This window comes from Yersinia sp. 2540 StPb PI (genome assembly GCF_052217165.1).
GTDB classification, from domain to species: domain Bacteria; phylum Pseudomonadota; class Gammaproteobacteria; order Enterobacterales; family Enterobacteriaceae; genus Yersinia; species Yersinia enterocolitica_E.
Window position 1 is genome coordinate 99,052 of the sequence record NZ_JAZGQC010000003.1, and the last position, 19,380, is coordinate 118,431.

Genomic DNA, 19,380 nt, shown 5'->3' on the forward strand with positions numbered 1-19,380 from the left:
GTACATGAATTAACTTACTTGGCAGGGAAGGTGATTATTTTTATCATCATGAGAGATCGGTGACTATAAATAATTTCATCCCTCACCTAAAAATAATTAAAAATGCAAAATAAAACATACCTATTTAAAAAATTTCGTAAACTAATTAATAGATCCAGGTGTTAATTTCATGATTTTTAATATAAAAATAATTTCTCTGAAAAATTATTTTGTAAATTCCATCTTGGCGTATTAAAACGCCATCAAGGAATATAAATACAACGGAATAACCATAGATGACATACAACTCAGGGAAATTATGGTTTACCGAAGATTAGCCACATTAATTTATTTATTCCCAGAGGGCATCACTAATTGATACTAAAAAATAAACTATTAGTTTCATTAAAATAATAAGTTAGAATATTAAATAACTTCATGTCGCCTAGAAAAGACATGGCGTATTGTAGTCTAGTCACATTCAGATAATAAATGGATTACCGAATGGCTGAGTTAATGCAAAAAATTATCGAACTATCATTGCAATGGATAGTTAACAACTGTTCTATTTTCTGGGCATCTATAATATCATTTTTCATATGTTTTTTATGGGAATCAAACATTAACAGCGCCATGAGAATAAAAGTATCTCTATCAATGATGAGTGCACTTATTTCTTTGGGCGTAGTATCCACTATGGAATTACTACAAATACCAGAAAAGACTGAGCCATTAATTGGGGTAATTATTGGCCTTCTCGGCCCTAATAAAATCAAGGCCTACGTTGATAATATGTTAATAGAAAAGATGAAGAATGAAATAATGAAATAATGAAATAAACAAGATAGTTTTAATTAATTAACGCAGTATGAATCTGGTTGTACTTCATTATTTTTCTGAGGGGCATTGCATTAACGCAGGCAAACCATCGGCATATCTCAAAAGATAAAGTTATACATCAAGTTAAAACAACTAGAGGCATTCCAAAATTTTATATATACCATTCAGGTAGCATACCAAAGAGTACTTTATGAAGTTAGTATAAATTGAAATACAACTTATCGATAGTTTATAAAAAATAGGAGAAGATCAGCAGAAGCCATTTATGTGCTTTTCTGACGAAAATATCGATGAGCATTCTTTGTCAGTAACAACGGTAAAATTTGTAACGTAGGGGAGTGGTTCATTAATCCGTTCTGGCAATTTCTTTCTTAGCAACCTCCATGTAGTGGTTGAAGAAGCTAATTTTGCTAATGATAATATTTGGGTTAATTGGTTCAATGAAATTGTGATCTCCAGTCACCAGTAAAAAACCAGCCCGCTTTGCGTACCGAGAAGATTGTACGTTATTTAACCTAAAATATTTTATATTATCGCAATGCATATTTCAAAAAGTTATTTTGACGTTTGAAACTGAACAAGAATAAGACCATCGATGGTAACGCAATTTATATACCACAATATACTGATGGTTGGTTGCACCCTATGTATGTCGGTGAACGAAAATTTTCTCTAATTATGATCCCAACTGTTTTTTATTGCATATCGCTACAAATAGCCTTTGAAAAATTAAGCAGGAGTACACATGCTCGAGCCACACTTTCCCGACAATGAAGCCGAGCGGCAGTCGGTCTTAAAGTCGCTGAACGTACTGAACACGAATTCGGTGGAAAAACTGGACCGTATAACCCGGTTGGCTGCAAAGTATTTTAACGTCAGTATTGCATTGATTTCGCTGATTGACCGGGATCGTCAATGGTTTCTATCTCGGTCGGGTCTCGATGTGCAGGAGACGCCTCGTAACATCTCGTTTTGTGGTCACACCATTTTGCAACGGGATGCGCTGATTGTGCCTGACACCGCGGCCGATCCGCGTTTTTTTGACAACCCATTGGTCACCGGTGGACCCAAAATAGGTTTCTATGCCGGACAACCGTTGTTTTCACTGGGGGGTCTTCCGCTGGGTACTCTGTGTATTATTGACAGCCATCCACAGGAATTCCCGCTTGATATGGCGTCTGACTTACGTGATTTTTCCACGATTATTGAAGAGTATCTGCACGGTATTGAGCTCAATATCTATACCGATAGCCTGAAATCAGACTTGCAGCGTACCGAAGCCTTATTTGAACAAATATTCTCTCAGACGGCCGTGGGGATGGCGCTAGTCTCATTGGAAGGCTACTGGTTACGCGTCAACCCGCGAATTTGTGAAATACTACAATACTCAGAACGAGAGCTAATGGGACGCACGTTTCAGGATATCACGCATCCTGATGATTTGAACACCGACCTTAGCTTATTGAAACAGCTATTAGACAATGAGATAAATACCTACTCGATAGAGAAACGTTACTTTCGAGCTGATGGTTCAATCACTTGGGTGCAACTCACGGTGGCATTAAATCGATTGCCCAACGGACATCCCCATCATTTTATTTCCGTCGTTATGGATATCAGTGAGCGCAAAGCAGCAGAAGCATCTCTGTTTACACTGCAACATGGCCTCGAAAACCAGATAGAAGTGCGAACTCAAGAACTGAATGTTGTGGTCAATCGGCTTAATCTGGAGATTGAGGACCGGATACTCACGGAGTCTCAACTTAGAACGGAAAAAGAGCGTCTACAGGCGATCACCGACAATATGCCAGCGTTGATCAGCCAGATCGATGTTAATGAACGCTATCTCTTCGTAAACAGTGCCTATAAAACCTGGTTTGGTCTGGATGCAGACCGACTCAAAATGATGACGGTACATGAGCTTATGGGGGATAAAGCTTATGCAACTGCCAAACCGATGATTGCACGAGTGCTGCGTGGTGAAACCGTGACGTTTGAGAATGAACTGCAAACTCGCCAAGGAACACTGGCAATTCATACCACACTGGTACCCTGTAAAACTCAAGGGTTTTATATTCTTTCTATGGATATTTCCGAGCTTAAACAGTTGCAGCAACGCTTGGAATACGATGTCACCCACGACATGTTGACCGGATTAACCAACCGACGCGCGTTTCTACGTCAGTTGAACACGATATTACCAAATTGTGGCCCTCAGCAGCAGATGGCATTACTGTTAATTGATCTGGATGGATTCAAAACACTTAACGATAACTTTGGTCATAATTTTGGTGACCGGGTCCTGCAAACTTTTGCCAAATTGCTCAGCGATTGTACTCATGCCCATAACAGCGTCTCACGCCTAGCGGGCGATGAATTTACGGTTATCCTCTGGCCGTTAACAGAACCACGGTGGCAAGTGAGTGAATTTTGCGAGAAAGTGCTGACACAGTTAGCGGCAATAGAGCAGATTGGTCATCAGCATGTGAAGCTGTCGGCCAGTATCGGTGCGGCAATCTCGCCTGATGGGAAGATAACCACGAAGGCACTGTTGATCAAGGCTGATGCCGCAATGTATCGCGCGAAATCTGCCGGTAAAGGAACTTACACTATCAACTAATTGTTGTGCGCTTAGGCTTTTTTAGGGTTCTGTCACATTAAGGCCTTATCTGGTAACCTGTTTTTCTTTCGTAATGTTACCTGCCCATGCCTGTGATCCGAAACGCATTCAGTCGCTGGCATCACCCCCGTCGATGTTATCGCGAAATGTGTTCGTTGGTTTCTCACCTATACCTCGAGATGGCGCAACCTCGAAGAAATGATGGCTGAGCATGGTGTTGTCGTTGAACATTCCACACTTCACCGCTGGGTCATCCACCTAGTGCCATTGCGGGACAGGGCATTTCGACGGCATAAGCGTCACGTGGAACGCCGGTGGCGTATAGATGAAACCTATATCAAAATCAGGGGCCAGTGGAAATACCGGTACTGGGCTGTTGATACTGAGACCAGACCATCGATTTCCTGCTGACGGCTAAGCTGGCTACCGCAACTGTACTGCACTGCTTCCGCAGGGCCACTCGCCACTGTGGCGAATCTGAGGTAATGGCCATCGATAAAAGTGGTGTCAACATGGCCGCGCTGGCTACGCTAAAAGCGGGCAAACCAGAAGGTGAAAGTATCACCATCAGGCAGAGTAATTACTTGAATAACCTTGTGGAGCAGGATCACCGGAATATCAAACACCGAATATGTCTGATGCAGGGATTTAAGTTGTTTTGTCGGGTGCAGACAATTATGGCCGGTATTGAGCTGATCCACATGATACGCAAAAGGCAATATCGGCATCCAGCAGGGGACGGATCCTCCTCGTCGAAACAGTTTTACCTGTTAGCTGCCTGAAAACCGGGCAATGCAACTTTCGCGGTTAATGCGACGGAACCTTCATTTTCAGAAGGGGTGACAACTATGCTGACACTGAGAGACTCTTAGGCATGATTCACAAAAAACCGGGTGCATTGACACCCGGTGATAATATGGCTTATCTTTCAGAATAACGTGTTCGAAAAACATGCTTAATACTACACGACTACCCTGCTCCATAAATACACACCCGGTGCACCCGGCGCCCACCCTGCATTGGAAGTATTGGCATATATACACTTCCAGATGTAACTATTGTGTGAAACAAGATCACCGAGTTCGTACCGAACGCCATTTGGTGACCACGGCGCTGGAGTCTCAACAACACCACCTTTGAGCACTTCTATCGCCCTTCTGATATTAGGAAGAGGACCAATATGTCCGCCGCTTCCTTGTGGAGTACCCGTCTGGATTAAAAGACTTCTCATTTCATGGGGAGATAATACTGCACCATTATGATTCGCTTTATACCATGACTGTATCGCAATAACTGCTGAGGTGACTATTGGTCCTGCTGACGACGTGCCATTAAAAGTATAAGTATAACCCCTTAAAGGACCACCATTAAAAAGATTGGTATATCCAGTAGTGGCTACATCTCCACCCCAACCTTGCACGTGAACCTTACTACCATAAGTAGAAAAAGATAACCGATTGCGTCCCACTCTTGACCCAGCACCTACCAGAATAGCGCCATTGTCTCCTCGGTTCCTATATTCTGCGTAAAAGGGATCATCCAAATTCTCACTCCCATTCCCTGCCGTCATAACAACAATAATTCCTTTATCTGTAGCCTCTTTTGTCAAATCCCAAACAGCCCTATTAAAATCAGGTGGTACATACCTGCCATTTTGCCCTCCAGTTTGCATCTCAAATAAGAAAACATCGCCCGATCGAAGATACTGCAGTCCCTTAGCAATGCCCGCAGGTCTGCCATAAGTGATTTCAGATATGCCATAGAAGTAATCAAGATCAAAGGCCGCCCCTTTCATGCCAAAGCCATTATCTCTAGCGAAAATGACACCTGTCACGGCAGCGCCGTGATCGTCATGGCCATGGTTGGTTGTAGCAATAAGCTCTATGAAATTATCACTTTTTAAATCTTCATGATCATAAATGTTACCCCATTCAATATCGGCGCATCGAACGCCTTTCCCGGTAACGCCTATTGACCAAGCGTAGTCAGCATCAATACCATAAACGTTTGTTCCAGCCTGTGCGCGAAGATAGGTCTGATTACTTGTGAAGTCAGGTGTGTTGGACAATACACTGATACAAGGGGCATCTAGGTCAGGTATGTATGGTGGTATAATAGGTTCTGCTGACTCTAAGACGACATATTCTACAATATTCAGCTGTCTGAATTTCTCTGCGATTTCTTCCAGCTCACAATATGTCATATCATTTTCAACATAAACAAGTCCTTTATATTGAGAGAAATCTACATTGTTTTCTGTGCATTTTATTTCACCGGTAGCTGCCAAGTCAGGAATAGCGATCCGATAACTAAGGTTAAGTAAGAAGTCGTTATTTCTTAATGTTTTATCATGGTCAATAAAATATAACTTCCCATCTTTTACACAGGATATTTCTTCCTGTTTGAACTTTACCAGTAAATTATATGATTTTTTCATTTTCTAAAAATCCTCATGTTTATGGTGCAGGTTTTTATAGTGTCTTCCTATAAATCCGCCGTCATTTTTTAACTATGAAATTATTTAACTTGCAACTATTAGCTTCATTTCATGATGATACCTACAATTATTTGAATATGTTGCACAATATGAACCTTTTATATTTCCCCACGACCAAAATCCTAAAGGTTTAGCACATTGAACGCTAAAGTATGCCCCTCCACGCACGCATCAAAATACTGGCTTGTAAAACTCTCGGCTTCTGCCGTTCTTTTGAGTCGCATGAAAAAGTCATCAGGGCTTTCATTGAAAAAACATGCTCTACTAATTGGATAAATTACCAAAATAATCATATTAAAGTCTAAAGCAATAATCACAAAATTAAATTGTATATTCAAATTCAAATTTTAATATTTCATAATCAAAAAATAGTTTTTAAGTAGTGAGAGAAAAGCCAACTCGATGAACTACAATTTACAGGACGCCAGATTATAGAATTGCACATGATTTTAAAAATTAAATTAATTTATAAACGATTGTAAAGTTGTCGCAGCGTTACTTTTGTCTCTCACTAATATAATTATCTCGCTAACTTTTATTTCGTAATTATTTTATGTTATCAATATCCTAGAATACATTGATCTTAGTCGTATTAGGATATCTCCAATATACTCCGTAGAAGCATGAAGATTACGACGTCAAATTAACTAAAGACCTTGAGAGGTTATACAAAAATGAAAATAATACACTCAGTGTTCTACACAATAATTCTACTCCTTTTTTGTCTTATGCACTCTACAGCTTATGCTATCGTTGCGGGAGGAATGGCAACAATCAATCGTGCCTGGCCAGCCACATCACAGGGTTTTAATGATATGGAGTTCACAATTACAATAACCGCTGAGCCGGGATATAACGGAAGGACTTACTGGGCACATCAGTGGGGCTTCATTGGCAGTCAAGAAGGTGGGTATGCGGGCTTACAAAGCAGGAATGCCAATGAAAAGGCGTTGAATTTTTCTATCTGGGGAGCTACAGCATGGCAAGAAGCGACAGGTTCTCAGTGTGCTTTCTTTGGTCATGAAGGAAGTGGAGTTCAATGCTGGATAAACTATCCTTGGAAAGAAGGTATCACTTATAGAATTAAAGTTGCCAAATCAGGCAGCAATGGCTGGATGGCTACTATTACAGATACGACGACAGCCATCACCACAACAGTTGCTACGATCCAAGTTCCAGCAAGCTATGGAGGATTGTCGCGACTATCTGAATGGGTGGAAAATTTTGCGCAGGGTAATGAGCAACCTTCTACCTGTGCTCAGGTCCCTCGAACTATAGCGGTGTATGGCATTCCTAAAGCCAATGGAGGTACGGTGTTACCCACCAGTAGCTCCACTTACACCTATGGAGATTGCGCCGCCATTGCAAAATCGGTGTGTACGGCGGAACAAGTATGCACACTGAGTGATAATGTCGGGATTCCGGTGGCTGATAGGCAATTGAAAAATGATGCAAATGGATATTGTCTTGATTTATTGGGGGGAGGAGCAATCGCGGGGCTATGGCATTGTGCTGTAAACAGTAATCAAGTATTCTCGCAAGATGAGACTTACCGATTTCACCAAGCAAACCAGCCAACACGGTGTCTCACGGTAAACAGTAATTCAAGAGTCGTAACGGATATCTGTAATAATAGCGCTAAGCAGCAGTGGTTAAAAGTAGACAGTACAAGAGTTTATTTTAATGCGGGAACTGGACTCTGTATGGATGCGCTCGGTGATGGTGTTTTGAATGCGCCAATTCAGGTATTCCAATGTATAGGGAATGAATACCAAAGGTGGATTACCGTTCCTTAAGCCACTCTAAATGGTGTTGGTGCATGGATAGAGTAAGGTTAAAATTTCCCTTACCCACTTTAATTTAGGCAGTTTTAGCCTTCTTGCGAACACAATGCGGTCGCGCGGGGTCAGCAGGCGATTCAATACCTCCACTCCGATAGCTACCTCTACCTGCGGGGCCGCAAAAGGTTGTGTCGCGATAACGTCGGCAGGTCAGCAAAAGTGGTATTGCCGTTTATTTAGGCAGCTAACCGATAAAATTATTCTGCTGCTGACAATCCCTCATTTTGCGGATGTTGATATTGTCCTTTGCGTATCATATATATCAGTTCGATGCCGGCTAGGATCGTCTGTGCCCATCTAAACGATTTGAATCCCTGCATGGGTCGTATGCGGCGTTTTATATTCCGGTGAGCTTACTCAACCCAGTTACTCTGATACTTGTTCTGTCTGACAGTAATGGTTTCTTCTTCTGGTTTGTCGGCGTTGAGTGTAGTCAGCGCTGCCGTGTTGCCGCCACTTTTATCAAGGGTCACTATCTCAGGTTCATAGTGGTGGCGAATGCCCTTGCGAAAGATGCGTAATGCAGCTGCAGCATCCACCTTGCGGTACAGATATTTCCACTGGCCTTTGATTTTGATATAGGTTTCATCCATTCACCACCGACGACCCACTGAGCGTTTATGTTAGCGAAATACCTTATCCAGCAATGGCACCAGACGGATGACACAGCGGTGTAACGTGGAATGGTCAACGGTAATACCGCGTTCAGCCATCATCTCTTCCAGGTTGCTAAGGCTCAGGGCGTAAGATAACAGCGAACACATTGCGCGATAACATCGACGGGGTAACGCAGGCGACTGTAGGATTTTCTTATTAGAGACATGGGCAGGCAACATCACAAAAAAACAGCAGGCTACCGGACTGTACCTTAATGCGACACAACCGCTTGGTGCGATGCTGGCTTGAATATTACGTTTATCGATAACCACGCTCTGCTAACCCATACTGCGGAGCATCGCCATGAGTAATGCTGAAGCACTGCTGGCACGTTTTTCACAATTTTATACCACGCTGGATACAGCACGTCTGGTCAAGCTATCTGATGTTTATCATCGCGATATCCACTTTATCGATCCCGTCGGAGAACATCAGGGATTGAGTTCACTTGAAGCTTATTTTCAATTGCTGCTCAGTAACTTAAGCACTTGTAGCTTTACCCTCACTGACATTCAGCACCATGACCAACAAGCCTCTGTATGCTGGCATATGACTTATGCCCATCCCCGTCTGCGCCGTGGCAGCTTGCTCAGTTTAGAGGGTAAACTGTCCTCATGGTTTTGAAGCCTAACATCGGATTGATTATCTGCTTCAACTTACCGTGGTCACACTCAATCACGTTGTTAAGGTATTTCATCTGTCGGTGCTCTACATACGGCAAGTATTTCCCTTCTCGTTTCAACAACGCCAGCGCTCTGCCGTAGATCGGTGCTTTATCGGTAAGGATACGTCGTGGCTGTTCCCAATCCCGTATTTGCAGTACCAGCGCACTGCCCAGAAGATAATAGCACTCTGAAAATGTCGACCTTTGAATGGGGTTATGTGTTACTCCTTCAGCCAAAATGGCGCTTTAGCAGCTTACCATCACCAGATTTTTGCAATAGTGCCCGAAAGAGAAACTCTCAATGAAGCCAGCATGATTGTATCATCAAGCCTATGATTATCATCGTAAACAGAGCGTTTATTTCTGGGTACAGCAGCGTCGAAATCAATACGTGAGCCGTTTATTCTGGCTCTACTTAAAACGTCAATCATAAATGTATTATATTCTGCAGCATCCAGAAGTGTGTTTGCTTTTATCAGCCTGCTGTTTTGCAAAAGAACATTTGCCTCTGTTGCTTGCGTTTTGTTGGGTTTAGCATTTTCTGGTAAACCGAGAGCATAGTTTGTACTCAGCCCACGTATCCGTTCGTCTGCAAAAAAATATTTCGTTTCGCGAACTGATGAATCCTCAAATGAGGAAGGAAATGAACCGGTGTCAGCCCGCACGTTCCCGAGATAAGTATGATCCCGTGTGTAAGCAGCATTATGTGAAGCTTCATGGACCACCGTGTCAACTAACCCGCCGTGGCGCTGATTGTCTGGCAACATAGCCAGCAGAATTCTTTTCTTACTGTCAAAGGGCAGGGCAAAGGCATCAGGTTGGGATGAATTAAAATGCCGATGTTTAAATAAAACAAAGGAATCATAATTCCCTTTCGTTTGTGAGTGAAGGAAATCGTATAGATTATTGACATTATCTTTAAATCTGTTGTAGACCATGTCTGATATAGCAGAAACATCTACTTTATCAATATCAATGATAACTTCATCATTCAATCCAGCAGCTTTATCAAGCAATTTTTTAAATTTGGCCTTAATTTTTGGTCGAGATTCTGCCAAATCAAAAATGGCTTTCACTTTAGATACTTTGTCATATGCATTATTAACAGAGTTGATAACTTTATCAGAAAAAACCTTTATCTCATTATCAATACTGTTTTCTCTATCAGTAATATTGTGGGAAATTATGTCTGCATTTTCGTTCGTCATTATTCTCTTTATCTCCCTATCAGTTGCTTCATCGGATATTACTTTTATAGGCTGGACGGGTGTAAATGAATCTCTTACATTAGCTTTCAGATTGTCTATTTTCTTTTGAAAATCATCGTTACTAATTTGACGGGAACGGCTCTCTTCCAGATCGCCGCTGTCATACTGTTTGTCATAAATTTGTTTTTTTGAAAACAAATTAGAAATATTTTCAAGTTTATAACCCATCCTTTGAGTAATCGGATTAGCACCCTTAAACGAAAATGTCTCCACTTTGACTTCTGGAATGGATTCATAATAATGAATCTCGCGGCGCGCGGCTTTAACGCCAAGATACCGGGCTATATTTTTTATGTTATATCGAGACAGATCAGATTCAAGAGTGGGTTTATTACTGATCAAATATTCCTTAAAAATAGGATATTTATTAACAATAACATAAGGATGAGCAATAAGGTCACTCAAATAAAGATGGGCATTCTCAATTGTATATTTGAAATGAACCATTCCATAATGATTACTTATATCTCCCGGCGATACACCTTTTTTAACCAGTCCATAAATGGAGCTATCAGATGAATTAATATTATTCCTTATGTCATCCAGAGCCTCTCCGATAATCTTCAGATTTTCGGTAATGGCTTCTTTATCACTTCCTGAGTATTGTTCAAGCTGACTTGTTAAGGTTAGTGTCTTACTTTCCATATCGTCAAGCGAAGCGGTCAGTGAGTCCGAAGGCATAAGTTCAACGCTTTTTTTAGTGGAAAATTTAGCACGGGCAAGAGTAAAGTCATTACTGTTTTTAAATTTCGAAGAGTTAGAATCAAAAGACTGAATTTTTGTCCTAGCAAATTTTCCGGATAATATAACTCTGGTAGGTATATTAAGATTTATATAGTGTTTAGTGACTTGATCAAATGTTAGCCGATTACTGCCGGAGGGACCTGAATATTCCATCACCCGAGCATCTTTTTCATATTCCGATGGATTCTCATCTGATTGTGTAGGGTCCTGATATGTTGATTTACCCTCTGCAGGAAGCTGGCGCCCCCCACCGGCATTTTGTAGCCTGTACGCTAACAAATGAAGTTTACTTCCCCTCTCCCAGGTGACTCCGTTATTCCTGGATATCTCAATTCCCCCATGGTTTATTTTCCCGAGCATTTCTGTCGCCCCAACGCTGAATGTGCGCACGGGCATTGTCGAGCTTAAAGAATACTCGGGAGCATTATTTTGGAGCGCTTCAAGTTTTTCCAGTGGAGCACTCTCTTCCATTTTTCTACTTATTTTTAGCTTTGATGACATATTTTTCGCCATGTCATAAGAATTCTTAACACTCATGCCGCTGGCCAGAAATGCCTGATAAATGGCAAGGGGTTCACCAGTGTCTACGGCTGTCTTAATGCTTTTCCCCACGATTGCCAGATCGACAGTTTTATTTCCAAGCATCAAGCCGTACTTAACAGCCTTACCGCCAATACGGCTGAATTTCCCTACTTTAGCTGCAATTTTGCTTCCAGGAATGCACCCTACAATCAAAGCAGTAATCGCTAATGGGTCAGGCTCCTTACCCTCTGTCACATCAGCTGCAATGTCCGCTGCTGATTGCGCGGTATTGAGAACCCACCCTGCCGGTGTAAATGATGTGAAAGCCCCTACCGTGGCGTCAACCCAGCTTCCTATATATTCAGCCTGATGTACATGCAACTCTGTTTCTTGTACCGTTTCCCCCTTAATGGAGCTGGAAATTAACTGCATCTCCCCACTGAGGGTAGAGAATGGTCGTGCGAATGACCTCAGATACTCTGCGGCAGTCAAGTTAGCCCAGGTGAAGTCAAGATGATATCCTGCTTCGGTTGCACTGACCCCAGGGTCAGGAATGTGGGCGCCTACAATCGCTCTGGAAATTAATAGTTTGTTTGTTGGGGTCGCGTTCTTAAGCTTATAATCGGCCTCGATAGTATTAGCGAGTCTTTCAGAAAGACTCGCAATATCCATCGGCTCTGGATCGTTATAATTAAAGTATTCTTCAAAGTTGAACCTCCCTGTCCTGATATAATTGAGTATATCAATTCCACTGTGATTACTATTAGGCACCTTAGAGTTGAGATAAAATTTCACAGGACCACGCTCAGCAGCATTGTAAGGCATGGCCCATTCAATGTTTGCTAAAAGGTCTTTCCCTTCGCTGACATAGTAATAAGGTATTTCCGAATCTAAACGGATAAGAACCCCCGATTTGGAGCCCGCATTATCAGGAAGGAAAATTGTGTTATTCAGTTTGTATCCTTTTATATCAACAGGAACTGCGATCTTGGCACCTATCCTGGCAAGAGAGGCCTTACTCCTAATTTCTTGTCGTAAGTTTTCATCATTTTCTATTTGAAGTAATACGAATTTAATGGCATGTAAATAGGTTTGTTTTTTCTGTTCATCGGAGAAGTCCTGATAACGTATGCCACGATCAAAATCAAAATGTTCTGACTCTAGAGTCGCGTTGACTGGTGCTGTATCAGGTTCTTGATGAGATTGAGCGGTAGCCTCATTCACCACTGTCCGTTTACGTCTGACTCGGGGTTGGTCGGAAGTCGGGTCACGATTATCAGAGAACGGCTTAACATCGGTTTGTTGCTGTAATGACGATGAATGACTCACCGGCTCGACTTCTCTTTCGTTCGCCGCAGCATTCGCCCATGCAGCGTTATCATTTTCGGCCGCCATTTCACCCCATTGCGCTTGCGGAAGTGTTTCCTCATTAGCGTCACCAACATGTTCGTTAACGTACTGTTTATCGAAAATAACGCCGCTTTCACTTCCCTCTGATTGCCAGGTCCTGCGTATCCCTTTAAAAGCAGCCGTAGAAGTGCCATCAATCACAGAATCAAAAAGCATCCCCCCCGGTGAGTCCATTTTTATTTTTTCCCTTTTTTTCCCTTCCGCTATTCGTTGATAAATCGCACTAAATGTTTTCTCTCTACTCCCAACATGTAAATTATACAAAGTTGCGCCTGCAGCCACCCAAGAACCGGCTGCAAACTTGACCACCCCAGGCACAGGTGCCGTAATTAAATTAAAGCCAAGTTGCTTTAATTTCTTTCCCAGCAAGCCATAAATAGCCTTATAGGGCTTATCGTGACCGGGCATGGTATAATTGTTTACCTTGTTAACGTTGTAAGGTATTTTTATCGATGCCTTAAGGATTTTATATGGTACTCGAGCAAGATTAGACAAGTTGAATGCCACCGTATTCAATGCCTGCTCAAAAGACAGTTCAATAACGATACGAGCTCCCCCGTGTGAGATCCTCTTTTGCCCCCACTTCACAATATACTCAACAAGATCCTTTTCTAATGCAGTATATTGCTCCGGACTCATCGGTAATCTCAATTCATCATTGCGGGCATTTTCAAGCTCACCGGCAAGCCGGGTGGCGAAGAGATACCCCTCCGGGTCTCCGGTTGAAAGAACCCCGTCTAACAGACCCTGTTTTTTCAGTGAGGAAAATGCATGTTCTGCATCAAGCGGCGGATAATTGCTCAGGTTCTGTTCTTTGGCAAGATTAGCCCAATGTTTGGCAAGGCGTGAGCCCCGAGAATATTCATCCAACGGCCTTTCGGTAAGCCGTGCGGACTCTGCCGATATATTTTCCTTAACCTTTGTCGCCAGCAATTGCGCATAGCCAACCTGTTTTTTAGCTTCGGCAAAGTCGCGTGTGGGGGATGCTACTGCCAGTAGGGCTTTATCCAAGGCAGCAATACTCGCAGTGAGGTCCTTGGCAATATCCGGCAGCAGTTTATCCACCGCCTTTAGGGAGAGGGCAATATCGGGGAGGTGTTCAACAATCATTTTCAGAACAGCAAACCGCTGCCGCCGAAGCATATTCTGAATATTCTCGGTTGTGTTACCCAGACGCGCCAAAACGGTCTGAGCGTGGTTGATATCACCGCCCAGCAACTGCTCCAGCACCGCCACTTTTGCTGTCAGTTGGTTTTCGGGGTTTTCCTGTTCAAGGCTGTCATTCACCCATTGCCTGACCTGTGCATCCATTTCATCCTCACCCGGCTGACTGACCGAAATATCGCTGCCCTCTTGTTCATTTCCCTTGCCAGGCGTCACAGCGTAGGATGAAAGTATCCCTTCTATTTTTTGCAGCTCATCCACTTTTGACAACAGCGCAGCGCTGGCGTATTGAATTTTTATTGCCGGCTGTTGCCACTGCCATAAAATGCTTCTGATGATGGAATCGGCAATGACGTGTTCGGGTTCTTTTGATGGGATTTCAGTTGTATGACCATGCCGTAGGATCCCAGCGCCCCTATACGCATAGCTTTTCGCCACCGCAAGCACCACTTGCCCTTGCTCCTTTTTCTTAGCAAAACCCGTCTTGATTCTCTGCGTGAGTGTGTTTGATCGTGACAACGGCGCAGCCACCTCATCATTATTCACAGGCGGCATGACCTGGGGAGAAACGCTCTGACTTACGTTAATCGATGCTGTTGCCAAATCGCGGGATAGGCTCTGGAGAAAGGCGGCAACATCACTAAAGAAAGCCTGCGAAGCGCCCTGCAGCTCACGGGCTTTTTTATTGGCTTTTTCTGCTTCGTGCCGTGTGGTTTCGATCATCACACCGAAGGTGATCGGCTTATCGGCCTCCCATGCCGCTGCCCGGGCCTGTATAAGGGAAGACCAGGCGGCATTTCCTGCAACCTCTGCGGTCATCCTCCCCAGAGCCTGTATCACCGTATTGTCATCACGGGAAGAGAACGCGTCGGTAAGCTCAGTGACGAGCAGGTCGCGCCGTTTTTCCGGCGTGCTGTAGTCATCAATAGCACGCAGGGTATGGACAACACGTATCAACGTCTGCAGGGTTAACTCCAGCCGCCTTACCAACGACTGGGCCACGCTCCTGCTCCCCAATGAAGTCTCCTCTGCTCCCTCACTGTTTTTGCGCGGCAGTTCATGCTCGACCCAGTCTTGTATGCGGTCGTCTGAAAGCCTGCCTGTGAAGCGCTCTATTTTTCCTATCTGCTCCAGTAGCCATAGGGAACCCAGCGGTCCCCCAACGCTTGCCTGGAGGTATATGCGGGATTTGGCAGCGGTCACGGCGTCATGCAGCTGCGTCACTAACCTCGGGTCAACCTCGGGCACCTGGCTGTTATACCCCTTACGCCTGAATTCCTGAGCTTCTTGTAGATGTGCCTTACGAATAAAAGAGAACAAACTGTCATTGTCGCTTCCGGCCTTCTGCCGTACAGAGATATCTCCTCCCTCATCAGGCGACGAGGGGCCAGCGTCACCTTGGCTAAGCCATTGGGAGACCTCGTCAACGTGATCCCTTTCGGTTTCTTTTGACGTTGTTTTTTTTTCCTTCGACTCATTGGAGTAAGGCATAAGACTGTCCTCAGGATAGGATTATTTAAGACTGGATTCTGAAAGGCGTTACGACCGAGTGAAAACAAAGGGCTCTGTCGCATTAGTGCAGGCAAGTCAGCAAAAGGTGCTATGTCGGTTTTTTAGGCAGCCAACAGATAAAACTGTTCCGATGGTGATAACTCCTCGCCATCGGGATGTTAGAGTTGCCCTTTACGTATCATGTGCACTAAGCAAGATACCAGCGGACACACTGAGCGATAATATCGGCGGGGTAATGCAGGCGACTGAAGGCATTTCGGATCAGATGCATGGGCTGGCAACATCAAAAAAAAGCATGTTACCGGACAACGCCATCATGCGACACAACCCTTTTAGACCATAATTGACACTTGTTACCTGACGACGCCTTAATGCAACAGCCCCCCTGACGGCATCCTTTCCGCCTGGGTTATCGGCAGGTAACACTCCACCTCGGCAATTTCATTGTTCTTTCCCACCATCAACAACATACGCGGCAAGGTTGGAGCTTCGTCTGCCATATCACGACGACCACGACTGAGCACCACCGAACCCTCCAGGCGCTGTGAAAAATCCCGAGACTGCAAGGCGGCGGCTTGCAGCGTTTGGTAGTCCTTGGTAAAGCCCGCTGGATTGCTAATTTTCTTATCCAGTAAAGAGACATACTGAGCTAACGAGTCGGCGTTTTTTATGCTCTTGGGGCCCGCTATGCCAATATTGTTGATCTGTTTTAGGTCGGCACCACCTAATCGGCTTACTGGCGCGCTAGCCCCCGCAGGCCGTACTAGCTGGTTATTGCCCAGATTAATCAGCTCATACACATCCACATCACCCTTATTGGGAAGATTCTTGGTGCCAATATAGACAAAATCAAGAGAGTTTAACTCGCCATGTGACAGCTCATGTATCAATACATCGGCAACCGCGTTCTTGCTTTTTCCCATCAGCTCATAATAGGCTTGGAAGCCATTACGTCCGACATGAATAACCTTGGCGTTAGGGTTACGGCCTAGCATCTGATATTGATTGGTGTCCAAGGCCGCTACGGTTGTCGACGCAGCATCGCTGCTAAATTTAAAATTATCTATATTGATTTTCTCCAAACCCTGCTTAAGCTTGAACAAATCATTGTGTAGCTGTTCTTGGCGATTGAAATTTTGACCAAAATACGCTTTTTCGATTAACGCGACTTCTTCACTTAAGTTGGGGTCTTTCCTGACTGTCATGGCGTTTTCTATTTTAGTGCGGGCGATGGGCAACGACTCATTTAGGCTTTTTTTAATCTTATGGTCCTGCACGATTTTACCTATAATAGGCAGATCAACGAGCGACAACTGCGGCATGCCCTCTGCGCCTTCCAGCCTATGCTGGCCCTCGGGCCGAGGGTTAGACGTTGACACAGCCCCCCGTTCGGCAAGTTCTTTGCGATATCGATTCTCCGTCAAATGCTCAATATTATTTTTCTTGAAAAAACCACTGTCATTGAACGGGAATTCAGGTGCCGCCGGCGGCGGTATACTCACTGTCGGATTTTGTGTCGTAGCTGACGGGCTAATCGGTTCAAGAACCAGAGTTATGCGTATAACCCCTTGAATGCGTATCTCTTTTATCCGCTTACCAAACTCCGGATAGGTACTTAACATCCGCGCTGTCGGTTGTACATTGGGTGTGGTCAACATGGCATCAAAGGCATCCCTCGTCTTTCCTTCCGGCCGCAGGACTATCGGCTCATTCTTGCTCGCAAGAAGCCCCTTGTGACCAAACATCAGTCTCATCGTTGCATCCGTATTATCATTCGCGATATTCTCCTGCGTAATAAACTCGACATTATTAAGCAACTCACTGTTTTTCCTTATGAATTCCCCCTGAAGTTCATTCATTTTTAGCGGTTTTCCTATCCCTTCCGTGGTAACCATAGCATCCCGGTTCCCGTACATGTTATCCACAACGAACACTTTTCCGTCATCCGACACCCTGAATTTATAAAAGGAGTGCAGCTCTCCCTTGACCTTTATATCCGTAACCTTTCCGACAGGTGTGACTACTTTACCGTCCTTACCTATATAAGGGGTTGTACTGGCTTTGGGTTCAATTTTTTCCTCATAGCGCAGCCGGTATTCATCGGGTTTTGATACCGAACTGGGAGGAGCTTCATAAAATTCAGCATATTTCCCCCGCCCTTTTTCGACGATTTTTTTCCACCTGATATTTTTTCCATAATAATTGGTGAGATTGTCATAGTATCGATCTTCGTTTGAGGACAAACCTGTCGGTTTATTTGATTTCCCATGCTCACGTATCTGGGTCTCAAATTCTTTGGCTCTGGACTCAGAAATACTATCTAACCGTTCAGGTTTGACCGGCCCGATACTCATTGCCTGAGAGATTACCGGTCCCGATGCAGATGACGGACCCGCCTTCGCGCCTGTTGTCCCCATTATCCTCGGCGGTGGCATTTTCGCGGCCAGTAGTGCCGGCGGTAGTGGTATTTTCGCTGCCGGTAGTGCCGGCGGCGGCGGTATGCTCACTGTCGGATTTTGTGTCGTAGCTGACGGGCTAATCGGTTCAAGAACCAGAGTTATGCGTACAACCCCTTGAATGCGTATCTCTTTTATCCGCTTACCAAACTCCGGATAGGTACTTAACATCCGCGCTGTCGGTTGTACATTGGGTGTGGTCAACATGGCATCAAAGGCATCCCTCGTCTTTCCTTCCGGCCGCAGGACTATCGGCTCATTCTTGCTCGCAAGAAGCCCCTTGTGACCAAACATCAGTCTCATCGTTGCATCCGTATTATCATTCGCGATATTCTCCTGCGTAATAAACTCGACATTATTAAGCAACTCACTGTTTTTCCTTATGAACTCCCCCTGAAGTTCATTCATTTTTAGCGGTTTTCCTATCCCTTCCGTGGTAACCATAGCATCCCGGTTCCCGTACATGTTATCCACAACGAACACTTTTCCGTCATCCGACACCCTGAATTTATAAAAGGAGTGCAGCTCTCCCTTGACCTTTATATCCGTAACCTTTCCGACAGGTGTGACTACTTTACCGTCCTTACCTATATAAGGGGTTGTACTGGCTTTGGGTTCAATTTTTTCCTCATAGCGCAGCCGGTATTCATCGGGTTTTGATACCGAACTGGGAGGAGCTTCATAAAATTCAGCATATTTCCCCCGCCCTTTTTCGACGATTTTTTTCCACCTGATATTTTTTCCATAATAATTGGTGAGATTGTCATAGTATCGATCTTCGTTTGAGGACAGACCTGTCGGTTTATTTGATTTACCATGTTCACGTATCTGGGTCTCAAATTCTTTGGCTCTGGACTCAGAAATACTATCTAACCGTTCAGGTTTGACCGGCCCGATACTCATTGCCTGAGAGATTACCGGCCCCGATGCAGATGACGGACCCGCTTTCGCGCCTGTTGTCCCCATGATCCTCGGCGGTGGCATTTTCGCGGCCAGTAGTGCCGGCGGTAGTGGTATTTTCGCTGCCGGTAATGCCGGCGGTAGTGGTATTTTCGCTGCCGGTAGTGCCGGCGGTAGTGGTATTTTCGCTGCCGGTAGTGCCGGCGGTAGTGGTATTTTCGCTGCCGGTAATGCCGGCGATAGTGGTATTTTCGCTGCCGGTAATGCCGGCGATAGTGGTATTTTCGCTGCCGGTAGTGCCGGCGG

At 44.3% G+C, this 19,380-nt stretch carries 8 protein-coding genes and 5 pseudogenes; 6 read left to right on the forward strand and 7 right to left on the reverse strand.

What is annotated here, in order from left to right; genetic code table 11:
- Positions 1-483 precede the first annotated feature (483 nt).
- From V1956_RS24405 to V1956_RS24415, 3 genes and pseudogenes are all read left to right on the forward strand, one after another.
- Positions 484-810 (forward strand): phage holin family protein, encoded by a 327-nt coding sequence (locus V1956_RS24405; RefSeq protein WP_442825899.1) that lies wholly within the window; start codon positions 484-486, stop codon positions 808-810.
- A 754-nt stretch (positions 811-1,564) separates the two neighbouring features.
- Positions 1,565-3,439 (forward strand): diguanylate cyclase domain-containing protein, encoded by a 1,875-nt coding sequence (locus tag V1956_RS24410; RefSeq protein WP_420072366.1) that lies wholly within the window; start codon positions 1,565-1,567, stop codon positions 3,437-3,439.
- 86 nt (positions 3,440-3,525) lie between these two features.
- Positions 3,526-4,221: pseudogene (locus V1956_RS24415) on the forward strand (IS6 family transposase).
- Positions 4,222-4,400: 179 nt separating this feature from the next.
- Here V1956_RS24415 and V1956_RS24420 read toward each other — a convergent pair.
- On the reverse strand, positions 4,401-5,876 hold the full coding sequence (locus tag V1956_RS24420; protein ID WP_442825900.1) for a S8 family serine peptidase: 1,476 nt from the start codon (positions 5,874-5,876) through the stop codon (positions 4,401-4,403).
- A 218-nt stretch (positions 5,877-6,094) separates the two neighbouring features.
- Here V1956_RS24420 and V1956_RS24425 point away from each other — a divergent pair.
- Positions 6,095-6,241, forward strand: a pseudogene (locus V1956_RS24425) (IS1 family transposase); the annotation flags it as partial.
- A 369-nt stretch (positions 6,242-6,610) separates the two neighbouring features.
- On the forward strand, positions 6,611-7,732 hold the full coding sequence (locus V1956_RS24430) for a DUF3472 domain-containing protein (protein WP_442825901.1): 1,122 nt from the start codon (positions 6,611-6,613) through the stop codon (positions 7,730-7,732).
- Positions 7,733-7,974: 242 nt separating this feature from the next.
- On the opposite strand, the pseudogene V1956_RS24435 reads toward V1956_RS24430, so the two are convergent.
- Positions 7,975-8,600, reverse strand: a pseudogene (locus V1956_RS24435) (IS6 family transposase).
- Between the two features lie 137 nt (positions 8,601-8,737).
- Between V1956_RS24435 and V1956_RS24440 the strand changes: the two are divergent.
- On the forward strand, positions 8,738-9,058 hold the full coding sequence (locus V1956_RS24440; protein ID WP_442825902.1) for a nuclear transport factor 2 family protein: 321 nt from the start codon (positions 8,738-8,740) through the stop codon (positions 9,056-9,058).
- Here V1956_RS24440 and V1956_RS24445 read toward each other — a convergent pair.
- The 5 genes and pseudogenes from V1956_RS24445 to V1956_RS24465 form a co-directional block, all read right to left on the reverse strand.
- A pseudogene (locus tag V1956_RS24445) lies at positions 9,036-9,230 on the reverse strand (DDE-type integrase/transposase/recombinase); the annotation flags it as partial. The gene V1956_RS24440 and the pseudogene V1956_RS24445 sit on opposite strands and share 23 nt — an antisense overlap.
- Before the next feature lie 128 nt (positions 9,231-9,358).
- Positions 9,359-15,697 (reverse strand): hypothetical protein, encoded by a 6,339-nt coding sequence (locus tag V1956_RS24450; protein ID WP_442825903.1) that lies wholly within the window; start codon positions 15,695-15,697, stop codon positions 9,359-9,361.
- Between the two features lie 211 nt (positions 15,698-15,908).
- A pseudogene (locus V1956_RS24455) lies at positions 15,909-15,989 on the reverse strand (IS6 family transposase); the annotation flags it as partial.
- A gap of 97 nt (positions 15,990-16,086) precedes the next feature.
- Positions 16,087-19,077 carry a hypothetical protein gene (locus V1956_RS24460; protein WP_442825904.1) on the reverse strand — a complete coding sequence of 997 codons (2,991 nt, stop codon included), beginning with the start codon at positions 19,075-19,077 and terminating at the stop codon, positions 16,087-16,089.
- Positions 19,052-19,380 (reverse strand): hypothetical protein (locus tag V1956_RS24465; RefSeq protein WP_442825905.1); only part of this gene is annotated, 329 nt, incomplete at its 5' end. The genes V1956_RS24460 and V1956_RS24465, both read right to left, overlap by 26 nt.